We start from the raw sequence: 17839 nt of genomic DNA, 5'->3' as shown, positions 1-17839 counted from the left end.
CCCGTGAACGTTCGGCCGCCCGGCGCGCTACGGCTGAGCGGCCGCGAGTTCCCGCGCCGTCGCCATGTCGCTGAAGGGGAGCAGCTGCTCGCCGACGGTCTGATACGGCTCGCTGCCCCTCCCCGCGACCAGGACGATGTCGCCCGGCCCCGCGGCGTCCAGCGCGAAGGCGATCGCCTCGCGGCGGTCGGCGAAGCGCTCGAAGCGGGTGCCGACCACCGCGAGACCCGGCGCGATCTGGTCCAGGATCGCCTCAGGGTCCTCATTGCGAGGGTTGTCCGAGGTGAGAACGCACAGATCGGAGTGGGCCCCGGCGATCTCCCCCATCTTCGCGCGCTTGGTGACGTCCCGGTCGCCGCCGCAGCCGAAGACGGTGACGACCCGGCCGGTGGCGAAGTCCCGGATGGCGGTGAGCACCTTGTCCAGGGAGTCGGGAGAGTGCGCGTAGTCCACGATCACTGAGGTGCCGCGAGGCGTCTCGAAGCGCTCGAAACGCCCCGGGACCGCCGGCATCCGGTCGAGTGCGGTGACCAGTCCCGTCAGGTCGTGCCCCAGCAGATGGCAGGCCGCCACGGCGGCCAGCGCGTTGGACACCGAGAAGCGCCCGGGGACGGGGATCGCCGCGGGGTACTTGCGGCCGGCGTGGTGCAGGGTGAAGCGCGTACCGAGGGCGTTCATGCTGAGGTCGGTCGCCCGGTAGTCGGCCTCGGTGTCGAGTGCGTACGTCGAGACCGCACCGGGACCGGGCATCATGGCCCGGATCCCGGCTCCCACGGGGTCGTCCGCGTTGACCACCGCGCGCCGGCACAGCCCCTGGAACAGGCGCAGTTTGGCGTCCCGGTAGTTCTCCATGGTGCCGTGGTCGTCAAGGTGGTCCTGCGTGAGGTTGGTGAAGATCCCGACGTCCAGGAACGCCCGGTCGATCCGGTGGTTCAGCAGGCCCATCGAGGTGGCTTCCAGGACCACGGTGCTCACCTCCCGGTCGCGCATGCACCCGAGCAGGTACTGGAAGTCCGGCGACTCCGGCGTGGTCAGCACCGATCTCGGCATCGGGATCAGCTCGTCCCCGATCCGGCTGCCGGCCGTCCCGATGACGCCCACGCGCGCGCCCTCCGCGATCCGCAGCAGGGACTCGACCATGTACGACACCGACGTCTTCCCGTTGGTGCCGGTGACGGCCACCATGTCCATCGCCCGCCCGGGCTCGCCGTAGTAGCGGGAGGTGACGACCGCGGCCGCCTTGCGCGTGTCCGCCACCCGTACGACACAGACTCCGTCGGCCGACGCCCACACCGCGTCCGGTACCGCTCGGTCGACGAGAACCGCGACCGCGCCACGCGCCAGAGCGGGACCGACGAGCTCGAGTCCGCCCTCGCGGTGCCCGGGCACCGCGATGAACAGCGAGCCCGACGAGACGCGGTGGGCGTCGAAGCAGGCTCCCCCGGTGATCCTCGTCTTCGTATCGCCCAGAAGAACCTCATGGTCGTGCCCGGCCAGCAACTCGCTCAACTTCACAGGGGGTCCTCTCAGGGGTGTGGCTTCGCCGGTCGCCCGGCCGTCGCCGAAGGCGATGCCGATGGCACGCCGAGGAGTCGCGGAGGTGGTGCTCAGCAGACAGAAAGAAGGTGGTGCGGTGTTCCGGAAACCGGAGAGAAGCCCGGGCTGCACGGAAGGAGCTCCGCGGGCGGGGCGAAAGGCCCCAGAGGGCCGGTGGGATCGTTCGAGCCGGTCGGGTCGGTCAGCCGTGACCGTGCAGAGCGCGGCAGCGGGCACCGGGCCCGGAAACGCACAGCGCCCGAGGTGCCTGTCGCAGGCTCTCCCTCATCGCTTGTGTGCAACCCATGGGTGGAGTGTACGGCCCACGGACCGGCCGGGACTCCGCGCTGCGGCGCACTCGGGCGGCGCGCGGTGAAACGAGTATGGGGGCACGCCGTCCGGGCCGATCGGACCGGCAGGCCGAGGAGCTGCCGATCAGATCGTGCCGGGCGGGGCCGCCCACATTGTGGGCTGCTTGGTGGCCCTGGCAACGGTCTCGAAGTCGGCGTCGTAATGAAGCACCGTGAGTCCGGACAGCTCAGCAGTAGCGGCAACCAGAAGATCCACGGGGCCGGCGCTGCGGTGTTCGCCCCTCTCCGTCAGCATCCGTTGCACGGCAAGGGCACGCCGGTATACGTCGTCGGGTACGGGGGTCCAGTTGAAGAGCTCGGCAAGCAGCTCTTCCTTTGCGAGCCGGTCGGCCAGGGACTGGGCCGAGAAGAGGATCTCCATCTCGGTGATGTCGCAGAGGCCGATCACGCCCTCCGCCAGATGCTCGCTCCACCGCTCCCGCACCGACTTGTTGGTCAGAATCCTGGCGGCGGCGGACGTGTCGATGAGGTGGGTGACCGGGCTCATCGACGGTAGTTGCTCTTGTCCAGCAGAACGTCGAAGTCGCCACGCTCACCCATCGCGGCCAGTTCCTCAAGCGCGTTCAGGCGTCGTCGGCGCTTCGCCACTTCCAGCAGCGCGGCATTGACGGTGTCCTTCTTCGTCGTGGTGCCCAGTATCGACGCGGCCTCGCTCAGGGCATCGTCATCGACTTCCACGTAGAGATTCGACATGACATATCCTCCATAGGGCGACGACATATGAAGCATATGGCCACTTCCGGGGAGCGGCAAGGCCCCGCGGTCCGAGTGGGTTGAGCGAGACATGCCTGCGCCCCGCCGTCCCGGGGGAGTGAACGGCAGGGCGCAGGGGTCGGGGGCGGGTCGTCTCAGAGGTGTGTCGGGGCGAACATCCGCAGGACCGCCGGGAGCACGACCACCGAAGGGCCCGGCTCCGTCAGGGACTTCGCGAGGTCCTCGGCCAGGGACTGCGGGGTCGTACGGACCGCGGGCACTCCGAAGGATTCCGCCAGGGCCACGAAGTCCGGGCGGGACAGTTCCGTCGCCGTCGCCTCGCCGAAGGTGTCCTGCATGTATTCGCGCAGGATGCCGTAGCCGCCGTCGTCCACGATCAGCCAGGTGACGGGGAGGTCGTACTGGCGGGCCGTCGCCAGTTCCGCGATCGAGTACATCGCGCCGCCGTCGCCGGAGACCGCGAGGACCGGGCGGGTGGGGTCGGCCGCGGCCGCGCCCAGCGCCGCCGGGAAGCCGTAGCCGAGGCCGCCCGCGCCCTGGGCCGAGTGCATGGTGTTCGAGTGCCGGGCGTCGAAGGCGGACCAGGCCCAGTAGGCGAGGATCGTCATGTCCCAGAAGCTGGGGGCGTCGTCCGGCAGGGCCTCGCGGACCGAGGCGAGCACCTGCTGTTCCAGGGTGAGCTCCTGGGCCGCGATCCGGGCCCGGACCCGGTCCAGGACCGTCCGTACGGATGCGGCCGCCGTGTCGTCCTCGCGCTCCTCCACCGTCTCGAGGAGCGCCGACAGCGCGAGACGCGCGTCCGCGTGGATGCCCAGGGCCGGGTGGTTGGACTCCAGCTTGCCGGCGTCCGCCTCGATCTGGATGACCCGGCCGCGCGGGGCGAACGTGTGGTAGTTCGAGGACAGTTCGCCCAGTCCCGAGCCGACGACGAGCAGTACGTCCGCGGACTGAAGGAAGTCCGTGGTGTGGCGGTCCTCCAGCCAGGACTGGAGCGAGAGCGGGTGCTCCCAGGGGAACGCTCCCTTGCCGCCGAAGGTGGTGACGACCGGGGCGTTCAGCTTCTCCGCCAGCGCGAGCAGCTTGCCGGACGCGTCGGAGCGTACGACTCCGCCGCCCGCGATGATCGCCGGACGGGCGGCTCCGGACAGCAAGTGGGCTGCGACCGCGGTCAGTTCGGGGCGCGGCACGACCTCGTGCGGGGTCGCGTCCATGGCGGTCACGACCGGCAGCGTCGTCGGCGCCAGCAGGACGTCTTGGGGGATTTCGACCCACACGGGCCCGTGGGGTGCCGTGAGCGCCGACTCCCAGGCCGCCGCGATCGCCGACGGGATCTGGGACTGGGTGCGGGCCGTGTGGACGGACTTCACCACATCCCTGAACGAGGCCTGCTGGTCGCGCAGTTCGTGCAGATAGCCGTGCCGTCCGCCGCCGAGCCCCGCCGTGGGCACCTGGCTGCCGATCGCCAGGACGGGGGCGGAGGCAGCCGCGGACTCCTGCAGCGCCGCGAGTGCCATCAGCGCGCCCGGGCCGGTGGACAACAGCAGCGGCGCCACCTCGCCGGTGATCCGGCCGTACGCGTCGGCGGCGAAGCCCGCGTTGTTCTCGACGCGCAGCCCGACGTACGAGAGCGAGGAGCGGCGCAGGGCGTCGAACATGCCCAGCGCGTGCTGGCCCGGCAGCCCGAAGACGGTCGTCGCACCGAGACCGGCCAGGGTCTCGACGACGAGATCGCCGCCGTTGCGGCCCGCCGGGGGGTTCAGCGCGGCCGCGGTCTGCGCCTCGGTCGGCCGCAGGACGAGATCGTGGTCGTGCGTCACTGCGCCGCCTTCGCGGCCGCGATCTGGCGGGACATGATCGTGGTCAGCTCGTACGCGGTGTGGGAGGCGGCCACGCACGTGATCTCCGCGTGGTCGTACGCCGGGGCGACCTCGACCACGTCCGCGGAGACGAGATTGCAGGAGGCGAGGCCGCGCAGGATCTCCAGCAGCTCGCGGGAGGTCATGCCGCCCGCCTCGGGCGTGCCGGTGCCCGGGGCGTGCGCCGGGTCGAGGCAGTCGATGTCGATGGAGATGTAGAGCGGGCGGTCGCCTATGCGCTGGCGCAGCTGGTCGGCGACCTCGTCGGCGCCGCGCCGGTAGACGTCGGCGGAGGTGACGATGCCGAAGCCCATCTTCTCGTCGTCGGTCAGGTCCTGCTTGCCGTACAGCGGCCCGCGGATACCCACGTGGGACAGGGCGGAGGTGTCGAGGATGCCCTCCTCGACGGCACGGCGGAACGGGGTGCCGTGGGTGTACTCCGCGCCGAAGTACGTGTCCCAGGTGTCCAGGTGCGCGTCGAAGTGCAGCAGCGCGACCGGGCCGTGCTTCTTGGCGACCGAGCGCAGCAGCGGCAGCGCGATGGTGTGGTCGCCGCCGAGCGTCATCATGCGCGCGCCGGTGCCCAGCAGATCGTCGGCCGCGGCCTCGATCGTCTCGACGGCCTCGTGGATGTTGAACGGGTTCGCGGCGATGTCGCCCGCGTCGGCGACCTGCGCGAGAGCGAAGGGCGAGGCGTCCTGCGCCGGGTTGTAGGGGCGCAGGAGCCTCGACGCCTCGCGGATGGCGTTGCCGCCGAAGCGTGCGCCGGGACGGTAGGAGACCCCGGAGTCGAAGGGAACGCCGACCACGGCGACATCGGTGGTGCCGACCTCGTCGAGCCGGGGCAGCCGGGCGAACGTCGCGGGTCCGGCGTACCGCGGAATACGGGACGAGTCGATCGGGCCGCGCGGCTGCTCGTTGCTGCTCATGTGTTTTGCCTTCTTTCGTACGCTTCGTTGCGGTAATTCGACTTTAGCTGGGAACAGCCAGGGGCTCGGCGGCGGCCTCGTCCTCGGCGCCCCGGCCCGCCAGACGCTCGCGCCAGTTCGCCAGGATCGCCGCGTCCGTCGGCCTGGTCGCCAGCGAGACGATCACATACGCCGCGAGCGACAGGAGCAGGCCGTAGTAGATCGGCTCGTTGGCGAGGATTCCGTACGAGGCCATCAGGCCGATGACCGCGACGCCGCCGACGATCACCGAGGCGAGCGCGCCGTACACCGTGCCGCGCTTCCACAGCAGGCCGCCGAGGATCGGCACGAGCAGTCCGCCGACGAGCAGGTTGTAGGCGACGGTGAGCGCCTCGACGACGTTGTTCAGCGCGATAGCGGTACAGATGACGCCGACGCCCATGATCAGGATGAAGACGCGGTTGCCCTTGACCTCGTCGTGGTCGCCGCCGCCCCGGGAGGTGAGACCCCTCAGGCGCGACCAGATGTCGTTGTTGGCGACGGTCGCGCAGGCGATCAGCGCTCCGGAGGACGTCGACATGACGGCGGCGAGGGCCGCGGCGAGCACCAGGCCGCGCACGCCCATGGGCAGTTCGTCCTTGACGATGGTCGCGAACGCGTCGTCGGCGTTCGGCAGCTTCGGGTAGAGGACCCTGGCGGCGGTGCCGATGACGGCGCCGGCGAGGGCGTAGACGAGGCAGTAAGTACCGGCGACGGTGCCACCGTGGCGCGCGACCCTGTCGCTGCGGGCGGTGAACACCCGCTGCCAGATGTCCTGTCCGATCAGCATGCCGAAGGTGTAGATCAGGACGTACGTGAAGATCGTCTCGCCGCCGATGCCCAGCGGGTCGAAGTACTCCGTCGGCAGCGCGGCCTTCATCGCGCCGAAGCCGCCGGCCTTGACGACCGCGATGGGCAGCAGGAGCAGCAGCACACCGACCGTCTTCACGACGAACTGCACCATGTCGGTGAGGGTGATCGACCACATGCCGCCGAGCGTGGAGTACGCGACGACGATCGAGCCGCCGAGGATGATCGCGAGGGTCCGGTTCATGTCGAAGAGGACGTCGAAGATCGTGGCGTAGGCGATGGTCGAGGTGACGGCGAGCATCAGGGTGTACGCCCACATCACCACGCCCGAGATGAGACCGGCCTTGCCGCCGTAGCGCAGGTCGAGCATCTCGGAGACGGTGTAGACCTTCAGCCGGGCGATGCGCGCGGAGAAGAAGATGGACAGGGCCAGCAGGCCGAGGCCGATGGCGAAGACCATCCAGGCGCCGGAGAGTCCGTACTTGTAGCCGAGGCCCACGCCGCCGATGGTGGAGGCGCCGCCGAGGACGATGGCTGCCATGGTGCCGGAGTACATGCCGGGCCCGAGGCGGCGGCCCGCGACCAGGAATTCGCTCTTGGACTTGGCGCGCCGCATGCCCCACCAGCCCATGCCGAGCATGCCGGCCAGATAGACGACGATTACTGCATAGTCGACAGCCATCGGCTTTCCTTCCGTCTCGTCCCCCGGGTCCTCGGGTCTTGTGCGATGACGGTAGGTGGCTGGAATGCAACGCTGAAGTGTAGGTTTTATCCATTCTTCACGCCGCCGATGGATGGACTGTCCATGCCGGAGACCGCAGCAGCCCCACCGACCCCGCCGATCCCTCTTGCCGCACTGCTGGCCCGCGAGGATCTCGGTCTGCGCCAGATCGCCGGGCCGGTGGAGGCGGGCGCGGCGGTGCACATGGTGCACACCTCGGAGATGGCGGATCCCTTTCCGTATCTGCTCGGCGGCGAGCTGCTGCTGAGCGCGGGGGTGCTGCTGAAGGACCCGGACCGCTATGTCTCGCGCATCGTTCAGGCGGGGGCGACGGCGCTCGGGTTCGGGCTCGCGCCGGTGTACGACACGGTGCCGGCGGACCTGATCGAGGCGTGCGACCGGCATGGGCTGCCGCTGCTCGAAGTGCCGCCGCAGACGACGTTCACGGCGGTGGCGCGGGCGGTGTGGCGGCTAATGGCGGAAGCCCGCCACCGGGAACTGCGCCGGGTCACCCAGGCCCAGCAGGGCCTCGCCGCCGCGGCGGCCCGCCCGGACCCGGTCCCGGCGGTCCTGCACCAGCTGGCGGTACGTCTTGAGGGCTGGGCGGTCCTGCTGGGCACGGACGGCACGGAACTTTCGTCGTCGGGCCGTGCGCCGTCCCCCGAGGCCAGGGCGGGGGTGATCCGGCTGGCGCGGGTGGTGAGCCCGGGCACGGGCCCGTCGCCGCGCCCGACCCCCGCATCGGCGACGGACACGGTGTCACCGCCATCGGCATCGGAGCCCGGGGCCGCAGGGCCCGCAGGGCCGGGCGTCGCCGCCGTCTCCCACCTCTCCGCGTACGCACTCGGCGGCAGCCGGGGCCTCGTCCTCGGGCTCGCGGCACCCGCCCGCGAAGCGGGGGACCACACGGTCGCCGGGGTCGCCGTGGTCCTGCTCTCGCTGCTCACAGCCCCGCACCAGGGCGCCGACGCGGCGGGCCGCAGCGCCGCCCTCGTACGCATGCTGCTCGGCGCGAGCCCCGCCAAGACCGCTCCACTGCTGGGACCGGGGCCCTGGAGGGTGGTCCATGGGCAGGGTGGCGACGACAGCCCCTTCGCGGCTACGGCACTGGGCGCGGCGCTCGGCAGCGCGCTGGTCGATCCGGACGCGGACGGCTGCGTACGAGTCCTGCTCCCCGCCGAGCGCGAGGTCGGCGCACAGCCCGGCTGGACGCTGGGCGTGAGCGCGCCCGTGCTCCCCGAGGAGCTGGCCGCGGCCGACGCACAGGCAGCCAGGGCGGTGCGCCGCGCCACGGCCACCCGCAAGGCCCTGGTCCGCCACCGGGACACCGCCCCCGTCTCGCTCGACGAGGCCCGCCACCGCCTGGCGCCCCTAGCGGACTCCCCCGCCCTCGTCGAGACGCTGCGCACCTGGCTGTCCCTGCACGGCAGTTGGGACCGCACGGCGGCGGCGATGGAGATCCACCGCAACACGGTCCGTCAGCGCATCGCCCGATGCCAGACGCTCCTCGACGAGGACCTGGACGACGCGGACGTACGGATGGAGCTGTGGTTCGCATTGCGGCACGGCTGAGGTGACCGGCGTTCCGGGGGTGGACGGTTCTGGCGGGAGCCCACCAATCCCGGTCTCGAAAGCTGTCGTCACGATCTCAAGTCCCTGGAGGAGAAGGCGTGTTGGAATCGAGACATGACCACCACCGCCGGTTCCACGCGCCCGTCCGCCGATGAGCCCTCGCGCCGCCTGCGCGCCGAGATCGGGCGTCTGCGCGACGAGGCGACGCGACAGCGGGAGCTCGCCCAGCGGCGGGCGGAGTTCTGGACGAAGGCCCACATCGCCCTGGGTTTCCCCGGGGCTCTGCTCGCGGCCATTTCGGGTGCCGCCGGATTGGCGACGGCCGACGCACGCGTCCCCGCGGCGCTGATCGCCCTGGCCTCCGCCGGATTCGCGGCCGGGTCGGGCTTCCTGCGGAGCGATGCCAGGCGCATCGCCAACAAGCGCGCCCGCGGGGCATGGGCCGACCTGGAGGGCAGGGCGGGCCTGAAGCTGGCACACGAGCAGCTGACCCCCGATGACCTGCGCGAGCTGCTGGAATGCCGCCAGGCCGCGCTGGCGGCGTACGAGGGAGAAGCCCCTCAGCCGGGCCGGGCGGCAGCCTGACACCCGCCCCTGGGGGACATCGCGGCGTGCTCAGCATCACTCTGGACAGCACTTGCGACTGCCGGGTAACTTAGTACTGAGCAAGCGCTTAGACATCCGCCCAGCACCCCGAAGGAGGCGTCGACCGTGCGCCGCACCGTTTACAACGAGGACCACGAGGCGTTCCGCGAGACGATCCGCGCCTTCATCGAGGCCGAGGTCGCCCCCGTCTACGACGAGTGGTACGCGGCAGGCCAGGCGCCCCGCGACTTCTACTACAAGCTCGGCGAGCTGGGCGTCTTCGGCATCAACGTGCCCGAGGAGTTCGGCGGCGCGGGCATGGACACGCACAAGTTCGAGGCCGTGCTCTACGAGGAGACCTCGCGCGCGGGCGTCAACTTCGGCGGCTCCGGTGTGCATGTGCTGCTCGCTCTGCCGTACATCAAGATGCTGGCGACCGACGCGCAGAAGAAGAACTACCTGCCGAAGTTCGTCACCGGCGAGGAGATGTGGGCGCTGGCGATGACCGAGCCGGGCACCGGTTCTGATGTCGCCGGCATGAAGACCACCGCCAAGCTCTCGGAGGACGGGACTCACTACGTCCTCAACGGCGCCAAGACCTTCATCACCGGTGGTGTGCACGCCGACCGCGTGATCGTCTGCGCCCGCACCTCGGCCCCGCGCGAGGACGACCGCCGCTTCGGCATATCCCTGTTCGCCGTGAACACCAAGTCCGAGGGCTACTCCGTCGGCCGTAAGCTGGACAAGCTCGGCCTGAAGACCTCCGACACCGCCGAACTTGCCTTCGTCGACGTCAAGGTCCCGGTCGAGGATCTGCTCGGCGAGGAGAACAAGGGCTTCCACTACCTCGGCGCGAACCTTCCCTCCGAGCGCTGGGGCATCGCGTTCGGCGCGTATGCGCAGGCCAAGGCCGCCGTCCGGTTCGCCCAGCAGTACGTGCAGGAGCGCACGGTGTTCGGCAAGCCGGTCGCGCACTTCCAGAACACCAAGTTCGAGCTGGCCGCCTGCCAGGCGGAGGTGGACGCCGCCGAGGCGGTCTCCGACCGTGCTCTGGAAGCCCTGGACGCGGGCGAGCTGACCGCCGCCGAGGCCGCTTCGGCGAAGCTCTTCTGCACCGAGGTCGCCCACCGCGTCATCGACCGCTGCCTCCAGCTGCACGGCGGCTACGGCTACATGAACGAGTACCCGATCGCCCGCCTCTACGCCGACAACCGCGTCAACCGCATCTACGGCGGCACCAGCGAGGTCATGAAGTCGATCATCGCCAAGGACATGGGCCTGTAAGGCAGTTGGCTCCTCAACTACCTTCTCCTCATGAGCGAAGCACTTGACGAACTGCTCGATCTGCTCGACCTGGAGCAGATCGAGCAGGACATCTTCCGGGGACGGTCCCGCTCGGCGATCGTCCCCCGCGTCTTCGGCGGACAGGTCGCGGCCCAGGCGCTCGTCGCCGCCGGCCGCACCGTCCCCGACGACCGCACGGCCCACTCCCTGCACGCGTACTTCCTGCGCATGGGCGACCCCGGCGTGCCGATCGTCTACACGGTCGACCGCATCCGCGACGGCCGCTCCTTCACGACCCGCAGGGTCGTCGCCGTCCAGCACGGGCAGCCGATCTTCCACCTCTCGGCGTCCTTCCAGACGTACGAGGAAGGCCTGGAACACCAGGCGCCGATGCCGCCCGCACCCGCCCCGGAGACGCTGCCGACGGCACAGGAGATTCTGCCCAGGTACGCGAAGGACTTCGTCGACCCGGGCACCGTGGAACGACTGCTGCAGGCGCGAGCCGCGGTCGATCTGCGCTACGTCGACGAGCCGCCGTACGGCACCGTGGGCCAGGCGCGCGAGCCGCGCTCGCAGGTGTGGTTCCGGGCCAACGGCAAGCTCGCCGACGACCCGCTGCTGCACGTCTGCCTGGCCACCTACGTCTCCGACATGACACTGCTCGACTCGGTGCTGCTCGCGCACGGCCGCGGCGGCTGGGCGGTCGGCGACGTGGTGGGCGCCTCGCTCGACCACGCGATGTGGTTCCACCGCCCCTTCAGGGCGGACGAATGGCTGCTCTACGACCAGGAGTCCCCGTCGGCGTCCGGCGGCCGCGGTCTGGGGCAGGCCCGGATCTACACCCAGGACGGCCGGCTGGCGATCTCCGTCATCCAGGAGGGCGTGGTCCGCGTACCGCGCTGATCCGGTGCGTCAGGACAGCCCCGCCGCGTCCAGCAGGTACGCCGTCATCGGGTCGTAGAAGCGCGGGTCCGTGACGTGGTCGTCCAGCGGCACGGCCACCTGGAGGGTGCCCTCCGCCTCGCCGATGAAGAGCGCGGGGTCGTTGCAGTCCGCGTATCCGACGGAGTCCAGGCCGCGCTGTCCCGCGCAGCCCGCCCAGCCGTGGTCGGCCACCACAAGGTCGGGCTGCGGTCTGCCATCGCGCTCCAGGCCGTCCAGGATCGCTGCCATGGGGGCCGGGGAGTGTGTGTGCCACAGGGTCGCGCCGCGCTCCAGCATCGCGACGTCCGCGAACTGGAAGACCATGCCCTCGTCGGCCGTCAGACCGCCGGGAATCCGTACGATCTCGCACCCGGCGGCACGCAGCGCGTCGGCCGTCTGCCGGTGCACGTCAAGGAGACCACCGGGATGCCCGGTCGCGAAGAGCACCCGCTCCTGGTCGGCGGCCGCCTTGCGCAGCCGAGCCGCGAGCCGCTCCAGCGCGTCGACGGTCAGTTCCGGGTCGATGGTGTCCTGCCCGGTCCGGTGCTCGGGATCGTCGTTGACCCCGCACCGCTCGGCCATGACCGCGAGCACGTCCTGCTCGTCGGTCCAGCGGTCCCCGAGCTCGAGACCCAGCCAGAAGTGACGGTCACCGTTGGCGAGCTTGCGGTAGTGGGAGAGGTTGTTGTCGCGGGGCGTGGCGACATCTCCGGCGATACGTGTGCGGACGAGGTGGTCGACAAGGGCGGCACGGCTGGGTATCGGCATGCGCCCATTGTGCCGTCAGGCGCACACCGCGTGCCGGGTGTCCCGAACGCTGGACGTGCCGATCGCGTCACTCACAGGCGTGGCCGCCCCTCGGAGCGGCCGCCCGGCCGGAAGTTCAGGCGTGCGTCACCCGTGGTTCGCCCAGAACAGCAGCCCCATGAGGACGAGGAGCCCGAAGGCGAACACCGCCCCGACACCGGGATTCCTGCGCTGGGCGGCAGACCTGACGAGCAGGCCCAGGGCCGGGATCCATCCCGCGGTGTAGATGATCCAGGCGACGGTCGATGCGGACGAGGCGTCGTCCTTCTGGAACAGCGCCCAGGACACGGCGACGAACATCGCGGGCGCGGCCCACAGGTTCCGCTCGATCGTTTCCCGGCGGTCGGGCCCGATGTGTTCTGACATGAAACCCCCGTTGTCGACAAGGCTGGTCAGGCCTCGCTGCGCCGGTCGTGGCGCCGATTGGACTGTACATGTGCCCTTCGCGTACGCCAGGGCGCCTCAGGCGCCGTCCGCCGCGGCCGCGAAGGCCCCGCGGGCCAGGCGGTGGAGCAGGTCCGCCGTCGCGTCACGGCCCGGGCGGGCGTCCGGGCGGCCCAGGTGCGGAGTGGAGTTGAGCAGGCCGAAGACCGCGTGGACGGCCGCCCGGGCGTCCGCCTCGGCGAGGGCCGGGTACATCGCGCGGACCGCCTCGACCCACAGCTCCACGTACTGGCGCTGAAGCTGCCGCACCAGCTTGCGGTCGCTCTCCCGCAGGCGGTCCAGCTCCCGGTCGTGCAGGGTGATGAGTGGGCGGTCGTCCAGCGCGAAGTCGATGTGCCCGTCGATCAGCGCGGCGAGCAGCACCTCGGGGTCGGCGGCGGACTCCTCGACCCGCAGCCGGCCGCCGCTCAGGAGCCGTTCGCTGATGCCCACGAGCAGCTCGGCGAGCATCGCGTCCTTGCCCGCGAAGTGGCGGTAGAGACCCGGCCCGCTGATGCCGACGGCAGCTCCTATCTCGTCGACACCGACCCCGTGGAAGCCGCGCTCGGCGAAGAGGCGCGCGGCCTCCTTGAGGATCTGCTCGCGGCGCGTCGGGGCCGCCGTCCTGGTGCTCATGGGAATTCATTCTAGACAGGGGTGTTAGCGCTCGTTAACCTAGAGGAAACACGTTAACGCTCATTAACCGAGCAAGGGAGCTCGAGCGATGCAGCAGGCACCCGTGCTGGCGAGTGCGGCAGACCCCGCCTCCCCGGCCTGGCAGGCCAATGAGGCGGCGCACCAGGAGCTGGCCGACGCCCTGCGCGCCAAGCTCGCCGCCGCGCGTCTGGGCGGAGGTGAGAAGGCCCGCGCCCGCCACACCGCGCGCGGAAAGCTGCTGCCGCGCGACCGGGTGGACACCCTCCTGGACCCCGGCTCCCCCTTTCTGGAGCTCGCTCCCCTCGCCGCCGAGGGGATGTACGAGGGGCAGGCACCGGCCGCCGGCGTGATCGCCGGGATCGGGCGGGTCAGCGGCCGCGAGGTGGTCGTCGTCGCCAATGACGCCACCGTCAAGGGCGGCACGTACTACCCGATGACGGTCAAGAAGCATCTGCGCGCCCAGGAGGTGGCCCTGGAGAACCGGCTGCCCTGCGTCTATCTCGTCGACTCCGGCGGCGCCTTCCTGCCGATGCAGGACGAGGTCTTCCCCGACCGCGAGCACTTCGGACGGATCTTCTACAACCAGGCACGCATGTCCGGCGCGGGCATCCCGCAGATCGCTGCCGTCCTCGGCTCCTGCACGGCGGGCGGGGCGTATGTGCCCGCCATGAGCGACGAGGCCGTGATCGTCCGCAACCAGGGCACGATCTTCCTCGGCGGCCCGCCGCTGGTGAAGGCCGCGACCGGCGAGGTCGTCACGGCCGAGGAGCTCGGCGGCGGCGAGGTCCACTCCCGTATCTCGGGCGTCACCGACCATCTCGCCGAGGACGACGCGCACGCGCTGCGGATCGTACGGAACATCGTGGCGACGCTGCCCGAGCGCGGGCCGCTGCCCTGGTCGGTCGAGCCGTCCGAGGAGCCGAAGGTCGACCCGGCCGGTCTGTACGGCGCGGTGCCGGTGGACTCCCGCACCCCCTATGACGTCCGGGAAGTGATCGCCCGGATCACCGACGCCTCCCGGTTCCAGGAGTTCAAGTCCGAGTTCGGGCAGACCCTGATCACCGGCTTCGCGCGGATCCACGGCCACCCGGTGGGCATCGTCGCCAACAACGGCATCCTGTTCTCCGAATCCGCCCAGAAGGGCGCGCACTTCATCGAACTGTGCGACCAGCGCGGCATCCCCCTGCTCTTCCTGCAGAACATCTCGGGCTTCATGGTCGGCAGGGACTACGAGGCGGGCGGCATCGCCAAGCACGGCGCGAAGATGGTCACGGCCGTGGCCTGCACGCGCGTGCCGAAGCTGACCGTCGTCATCGGCGGTTCGTACGGCGCGGGCAACTACTCGATGTGCGGCCGGGCCTATTCGCCGCGCTTCCTGTGGATGTGGCCCAACGCCAAGATCTCGGTGATGGGCGGCGAGCAGGCGGCCTCCGTGCTGGCGACCGTGAAGCGGGACCAGTTGGAGGGGCGCGGCGAGGCGTGGCCCGCCGATGCCGAGGAAGCCTTCAAGGCGCCGATCCGGGCCCAGTACGAATCCCAGGGCAATGCCTACTACGCGACGGCCCGGCTCTGGGACGACGGCGTGATCGACCCCCTGGAGACCCGCCAGGTGCTCGGGCTCGCGCTCACCGCCTGCGCCAACGCCCCGCTGACCGACCCCGCCTTCGGCGTCTTCCGGATGTGAGACGGACCATGACGATGTTCAGCACAGTCCTTGTCGCCAACCGAGGCGAGATCGCGGTGCGCGTCATCCGTACGCTGCGCGCGATGGGCATCCGCTCGGTCGCCGTCTTCAGCGACGCGGACGCGGACGCCCGGCATGTACGGGAGGCGGACACCGCGGTCCGCATCGGCCCGCCGGCCGCCGCCGAGAGCTACCTCCGCGTGGAGCGGCTGCTCGAAGCCGCGGCACGCACGGGCGCGGAGGCGGTCCACCCCGGCTACGGCTTCCTCGCGGAGAACGCGGCCTTCGCGCAGGCCTGCGCCGACGCGGGTCTTGCCTTCATCGGGCCGCCCGCCTCGGCGATCTCGCTGATGGGCGACAAGATCCGAGCGAAGGAGACGGTGCGGGCGGCGGGCGTCCCGGTGGTTCCGGGCTCCTCGGGTTCCGGCCTGAGCGACGACCAACTGGCCGACGCCGCCCGGGAGATCGGCATGCCCGTGCTGCTGAAGCCCTCGGCGGGCGGCGGTGGCAAGGGCATGCGCCTCACGCGCGTGGAGTCGGCGCTCCTCGACGAGATCGCGGCGGCCAGGCGCGAGGCGCGGGCCTCCTTCGGCGACGACACCCTGCTCGTGGAGCGCTGGATCGACCGGCCCCGGCACATCGAGATCCAGGTCCTCGCGGACGGGCACGGGAACGTGGTGCACCTGGGTGAGCGCGAGTGCTCGCTGCAGCGCCGCCACCAGAAGATCATCGAAGAGGCGCCGAGCGTCCTGCTGGACGAGAAGACCCGTGCGTCGATGGGCGCCGCCGCCGTGGAGGCGGCCCTCTCCTGCGGCTATGTGGGCGCGGGCACGGTGGAGTTCATCGTCCCGGGCAGCGATCCGTCCTCGTACTACTTCATGGAGATGAACACCCGTCTCCAGGTCGAGCACCCGGTGACGGAGCTGATCACCGGTCTGGATCTGGTGGAGTGGCAGCTGCGGGTCGCGGCGGGCGAGCAACTGCCCTTCGTCCAGGACGACATCACCCTCACGGGTCACGCGGTCGAGGCCCGTATCTGCGCGGAGGACCCCTCCCGGGGCTTCCTTCCCTCCGGCGGCACGGTCCTGGCTCTGCAAGAGCCGCAGGGCGACGGCGTACGCACCGACTCCGGTCTCACGCGGGGCACGGAGGTCTCCAGCCTGTACGACCCGATGCTGTCCAAGGTCATCGCCTACGGCCCCGACCGCGCGACCGCCCTGCGCAAGCTGCGTGCGGCCCTCGCGGACACGGTCACCCTCGGCGTCCCGACGAACGCGGGCTTCCTGCGGCGTCTGCTCGCCCACCCGGCCGTGGTCTCGGGCGACTTGGACACGGGCCTGGTGGAACGGGACGCGGACAGCCTGGTCGTGGACGGGGTCCCGCAGGAGGTGTACGCGGCGGCGGCGCTGCTGGCCCAGCAGGGCCTCCCCCCTGCCGGGGGCTGGACGGACCCCTTCGGCGTGGCCAACGGCTGGCGCCTGGGCGGCGTACCGGCCTGGACGGTCCATCACTTCCGCGTGCCGGGACAGGACCCGGTGGCGATTCGCGTACGCGGCGAGTCGACGGACGCGGAACTCCTGCCCGGCGCGGGGGAGATCCAGCGCACCCGGCTCGTCCACGCCGACTCGGGCAACGTCACCCTTGAGCTGGACGGGGTCACACATCGCTTCCAGTGCGCCCCCTCCCCGGAGGGGACCTGGCTCGGCCGGGACGGCGAGTCCTGGCACGTCCAGGACCACGACCCCGTCGAGGCGTCCCTCAGCGGCGCCGCGCACGCGGGCGCGGACACCCTTGCCGCGCCCATGCCAGGCACCGTCACCGTCGTCAAGGTCGCCGTCGGGGACGAGGTCGAGGCGGGCCAGGGCCTCCTCGTCGTCGAGGCGATGAAGATGGAGCACGTCATCTCCGCCCCGCACGCCGGCACCGTCACCGAGCTGGACGTCACGCCCGGCTCGACCGTCGCCATGGACCAGATCCTGGCGGTCGTCACCCCGAGGGAGGAAGCATGACCGACGGGCTTCCCATGGCCGTTCCCGCCCAGGATCTGCCGCCCCGCGTCCGGATCCACGAGGTCGGGGCACGTGACGGCCTGCAGAACGAGAAGACGGTCGTCCCCACCGAGGTCAAGGCGGAGTTCATCCGCCGGCTCGCCGACGCGGGACTGACCACGATCGAGGCGACCAGCTTCGTCCACCCCAAGTGGGTGCCCCAACTCGCCGACGCCGAGCAGCTGTTCCCCCTCGTCGGCGACATCGAGGGGGTAGCCCTGCCCGTTCTCGTACCGAACGAACGCGGTCTTGAGCGGGCCGCCGCCCTCGGTGCGCGCCGTATCGCCGTGTTCGGGTCCGCGACCGAGACCTTCGCGCAGCGCAATCTCAATCGCAGCGTCGACGAGTCGCTGGCCATGTTCGAGCCGGTCGTCGCCAAGGCCCGAGCGGACAGGATCCATGTCCGCGGCTATCTGTCCATGTGCTTCGGCGACCCGTGGGAGGGGCCCGTCCCCGTCCACCAGGTCGTCCGCGTCGCCAAGCAGCTCATGGACCTCGGCTGCGACGAGCTCAGCCTCGGCGACACCATCGGCGTGGCGACGCCCGGCCATGTACAGGCCCTGCTCGCCGCCCTGAACGAACAGCGCGTGCCGACCGATGCCATCGGCGTGCACTTCCACGACACGTACGGCCAGGCACTCGCCAACACCCTCGCCGCGCTCCAGCACGGCGTCAGAACCGTGGACGCCTCCGCGGGCGGCCTCGGCGGCTGCCCGTACGCGAAGAGCGCGACCGGAAACCTCGCCACCGAAGACCTCGTGTGGATGCTCCAGGGCCTCGGTATCGAAACCGGGGTCGACCTCGGCCGCCTCACCGCCACGAGCGTGTGGATGGCTGAACAGCTGGGCCGACCGAGCCCCTCCCGCACCGTCCGTGCCCTCTCCCACAAGGAGTGACTCC

At 70.9% G+C, this 17839-nt stretch carries 16 protein-coding genes; 7 read left to right on the top strand and 9 right to left on the bottom strand.

The window, feature by feature from the left end; genetic code table 11:
* Positions 1-27 precede the first annotated feature (27 nt).
* The 6 genes from OHA61_RS25160 to OHA61_RS25135 form a co-directional block, all read right to left on the bottom strand.
* A complete protein-coding gene (locus OHA61_RS25160) occupies positions 28-1515 on the bottom strand; it encodes a UDP-N-acetylmuramoyl-L-alanyl-D-glutamate--2,6-diaminopimelate ligase (RefSeq protein WP_406304928.1) in 1488 nt (495 codons plus the stop codon).
* A 456-nt stretch (positions 1516-1971) separates the two neighbouring features.
* The gene (locus OHA61_RS25155; protein WP_406304927.1) at positions 1972-2394 is read right to left on the bottom strand and encodes a PIN domain nuclease; all 423 of its coding nucleotides are present in this window, start codon (positions 2392-2394) and stop codon (positions 1972-1974) included.
* Positions 2391-2600 (bottom strand): type II toxin-antitoxin system VapB family antitoxin, encoded by a 210-nt coding sequence (locus OHA61_RS25150; RefSeq protein ID WP_361907048.1) that lies wholly within the window; start codon positions 2598-2600, stop codon positions 2391-2393. The genes OHA61_RS25155 and OHA61_RS25150 overlap by 4 nt, the downstream gene beginning before the upstream one ends.
* 155 nt (positions 2601-2755) lie before the next feature.
* A complete protein-coding gene (locus tag OHA61_RS25145; protein WP_406304926.1) occupies positions 2756-4438 on the bottom strand; it encodes a thiamine pyrophosphate-binding protein in 1683 nt (560 codons plus the stop codon).
* Positions 4435-5406 (bottom strand): agmatinase, encoded by a 972-nt coding sequence (gene speB / locus OHA61_RS25140; RefSeq protein ID WP_328677722.1) that lies wholly within the window; start codon positions 5404-5406, stop codon positions 4435-4437. Before speB ends, OHA61_RS25145 begins: the two co-directional genes overlap by 4 nt.
* Positions 5407-5449: 43 nt before the next feature.
* Positions 5450-6916 (bottom strand): sodium:solute symporter, encoded by a 1467-nt coding sequence (locus tag OHA61_RS25135; RefSeq protein ID WP_406304925.1) that lies wholly within the window; start codon positions 6914-6916, stop codon positions 5450-5452.
* A 123-nt stretch (positions 6917-7039) separates the two neighbouring features.
* Between OHA61_RS25135 and OHA61_RS25130 the strand changes: the two genes are divergently transcribed.
* From OHA61_RS25130 to tesB, 4 genes are all read left to right on the top strand, one after another.
* On the top strand, positions 7040-8527 hold the full coding sequence (locus OHA61_RS25130) for a PucR family transcriptional regulator (protein ID WP_406304924.1): 1488 nt from the start codon (positions 7040-7042) through the stop codon (positions 8525-8527).
* A gap of 114 nt (positions 8528-8641) precedes the next feature.
* A complete protein-coding gene (locus OHA61_RS25125; protein ID WP_406304923.1) occupies positions 8642-9112 on the top strand; it encodes a hypothetical protein in 471 nt (156 codons plus the stop codon).
* Positions 9113-9238: 126 nt separating this feature from the next.
* Positions 9239-10396, top strand: coding sequence for an acyl-CoA dehydrogenase family protein (locus tag OHA61_RS25120; RefSeq protein ID WP_406304922.1), 1158 nt, complete (start codon positions 9239-9241; stop codon positions 10394-10396).
* Positions 10397-10426: 30 nt separating this feature from the next.
* Positions 10427-11299 carry an acyl-CoA thioesterase II gene (tesB, locus tag OHA61_RS25115; RefSeq protein WP_361907037.1) on the top strand — a complete coding sequence of 291 codons (873 nt, stop codon included), beginning with the start codon at positions 10427-10429 and terminating at the stop codon, positions 11297-11299.
* Positions 11300-11308: 9 nt separating this feature from the next.
* Here tesB and OHA61_RS25110 read toward each other — a convergent pair whose 3' ends face one another.
* The 3 genes from OHA61_RS25110 to OHA61_RS25100 form a co-directional block, all read right to left on the bottom strand.
* On the bottom strand, positions 11309-12088 hold the full coding sequence (locus tag OHA61_RS25110) for a phosphatase (RefSeq protein WP_361907035.1): 780 nt from the start codon (positions 12086-12088) through the stop codon (positions 11309-11311).
* A 126-nt stretch (positions 12089-12214) separates the two neighbouring features.
* On the bottom strand, positions 12215-12493 hold the full coding sequence (locus OHA61_RS25105; protein ID WP_324985295.1) for a hypothetical protein: 279 nt from the start codon (positions 12491-12493) through the stop codon (positions 12215-12217).
* 96 nt (positions 12494-12589) lie between these two features.
* The gene (locus OHA61_RS25100) at positions 12590-13186 is read right to left on the bottom strand and encodes a TetR/AcrR family transcriptional regulator (protein ID WP_406304921.1); all 597 of its coding nucleotides are present in this window, start codon (positions 13184-13186) and stop codon (positions 12590-12592) included.
* Positions 13187-13274: 88 nt separating this feature from the next.
* On the opposite strand from OHA61_RS25100, the gene OHA61_RS25095 reads away from it, so the two are divergent.
* Genes OHA61_RS25095 through OHA61_RS25085 form a run of 3 tightly spaced genes read left to right on the top strand, consistent with a single transcriptional unit; the run spans position 13275 to position 17835 of the window.
* Positions 13275-14891: a carboxyl transferase domain-containing protein gene (locus tag OHA61_RS25095; protein ID WP_406304920.1), complete on the top strand. Its 1617-nt coding sequence runs from the start codon at positions 13275-13277 to the stop codon at positions 14889-14891.
* A 14-nt stretch (positions 14892-14905) separates the two neighbouring features.
* On the top strand, positions 14906-16900 hold the full coding sequence (locus OHA61_RS25090; protein WP_406307454.1) for an acetyl/propionyl/methylcrotonyl-CoA carboxylase subunit alpha: 1995 nt from the start codon (positions 14906-14908) through the stop codon (positions 16898-16900).
* The gene (locus tag OHA61_RS25085; protein WP_361907030.1) at positions 16897-17835 is read left to right on the top strand and encodes a hydroxymethylglutaryl-CoA lyase; all 939 of its coding nucleotides are present in this window, start codon (positions 16897-16899) and stop codon (positions 17833-17835) included. The genes OHA61_RS25090 and OHA61_RS25085 overlap by 4 nt, the downstream gene beginning before the upstream one ends.
* Positions 17836-17839 lie beyond the last annotated feature (4 nt).

Source organism: Streptomyces sp. NBC_00885 (genome assembly GCF_045207475.1).
GTDB lineage: Bacteria > Actinomycetota > Actinomycetes > Streptomycetales > Streptomycetaceae > Streptomyces.
Note: the sequence above shows the minus strand (reverse complement) of the source record. Positions and strands in the feature narration are given on the sequence as shown.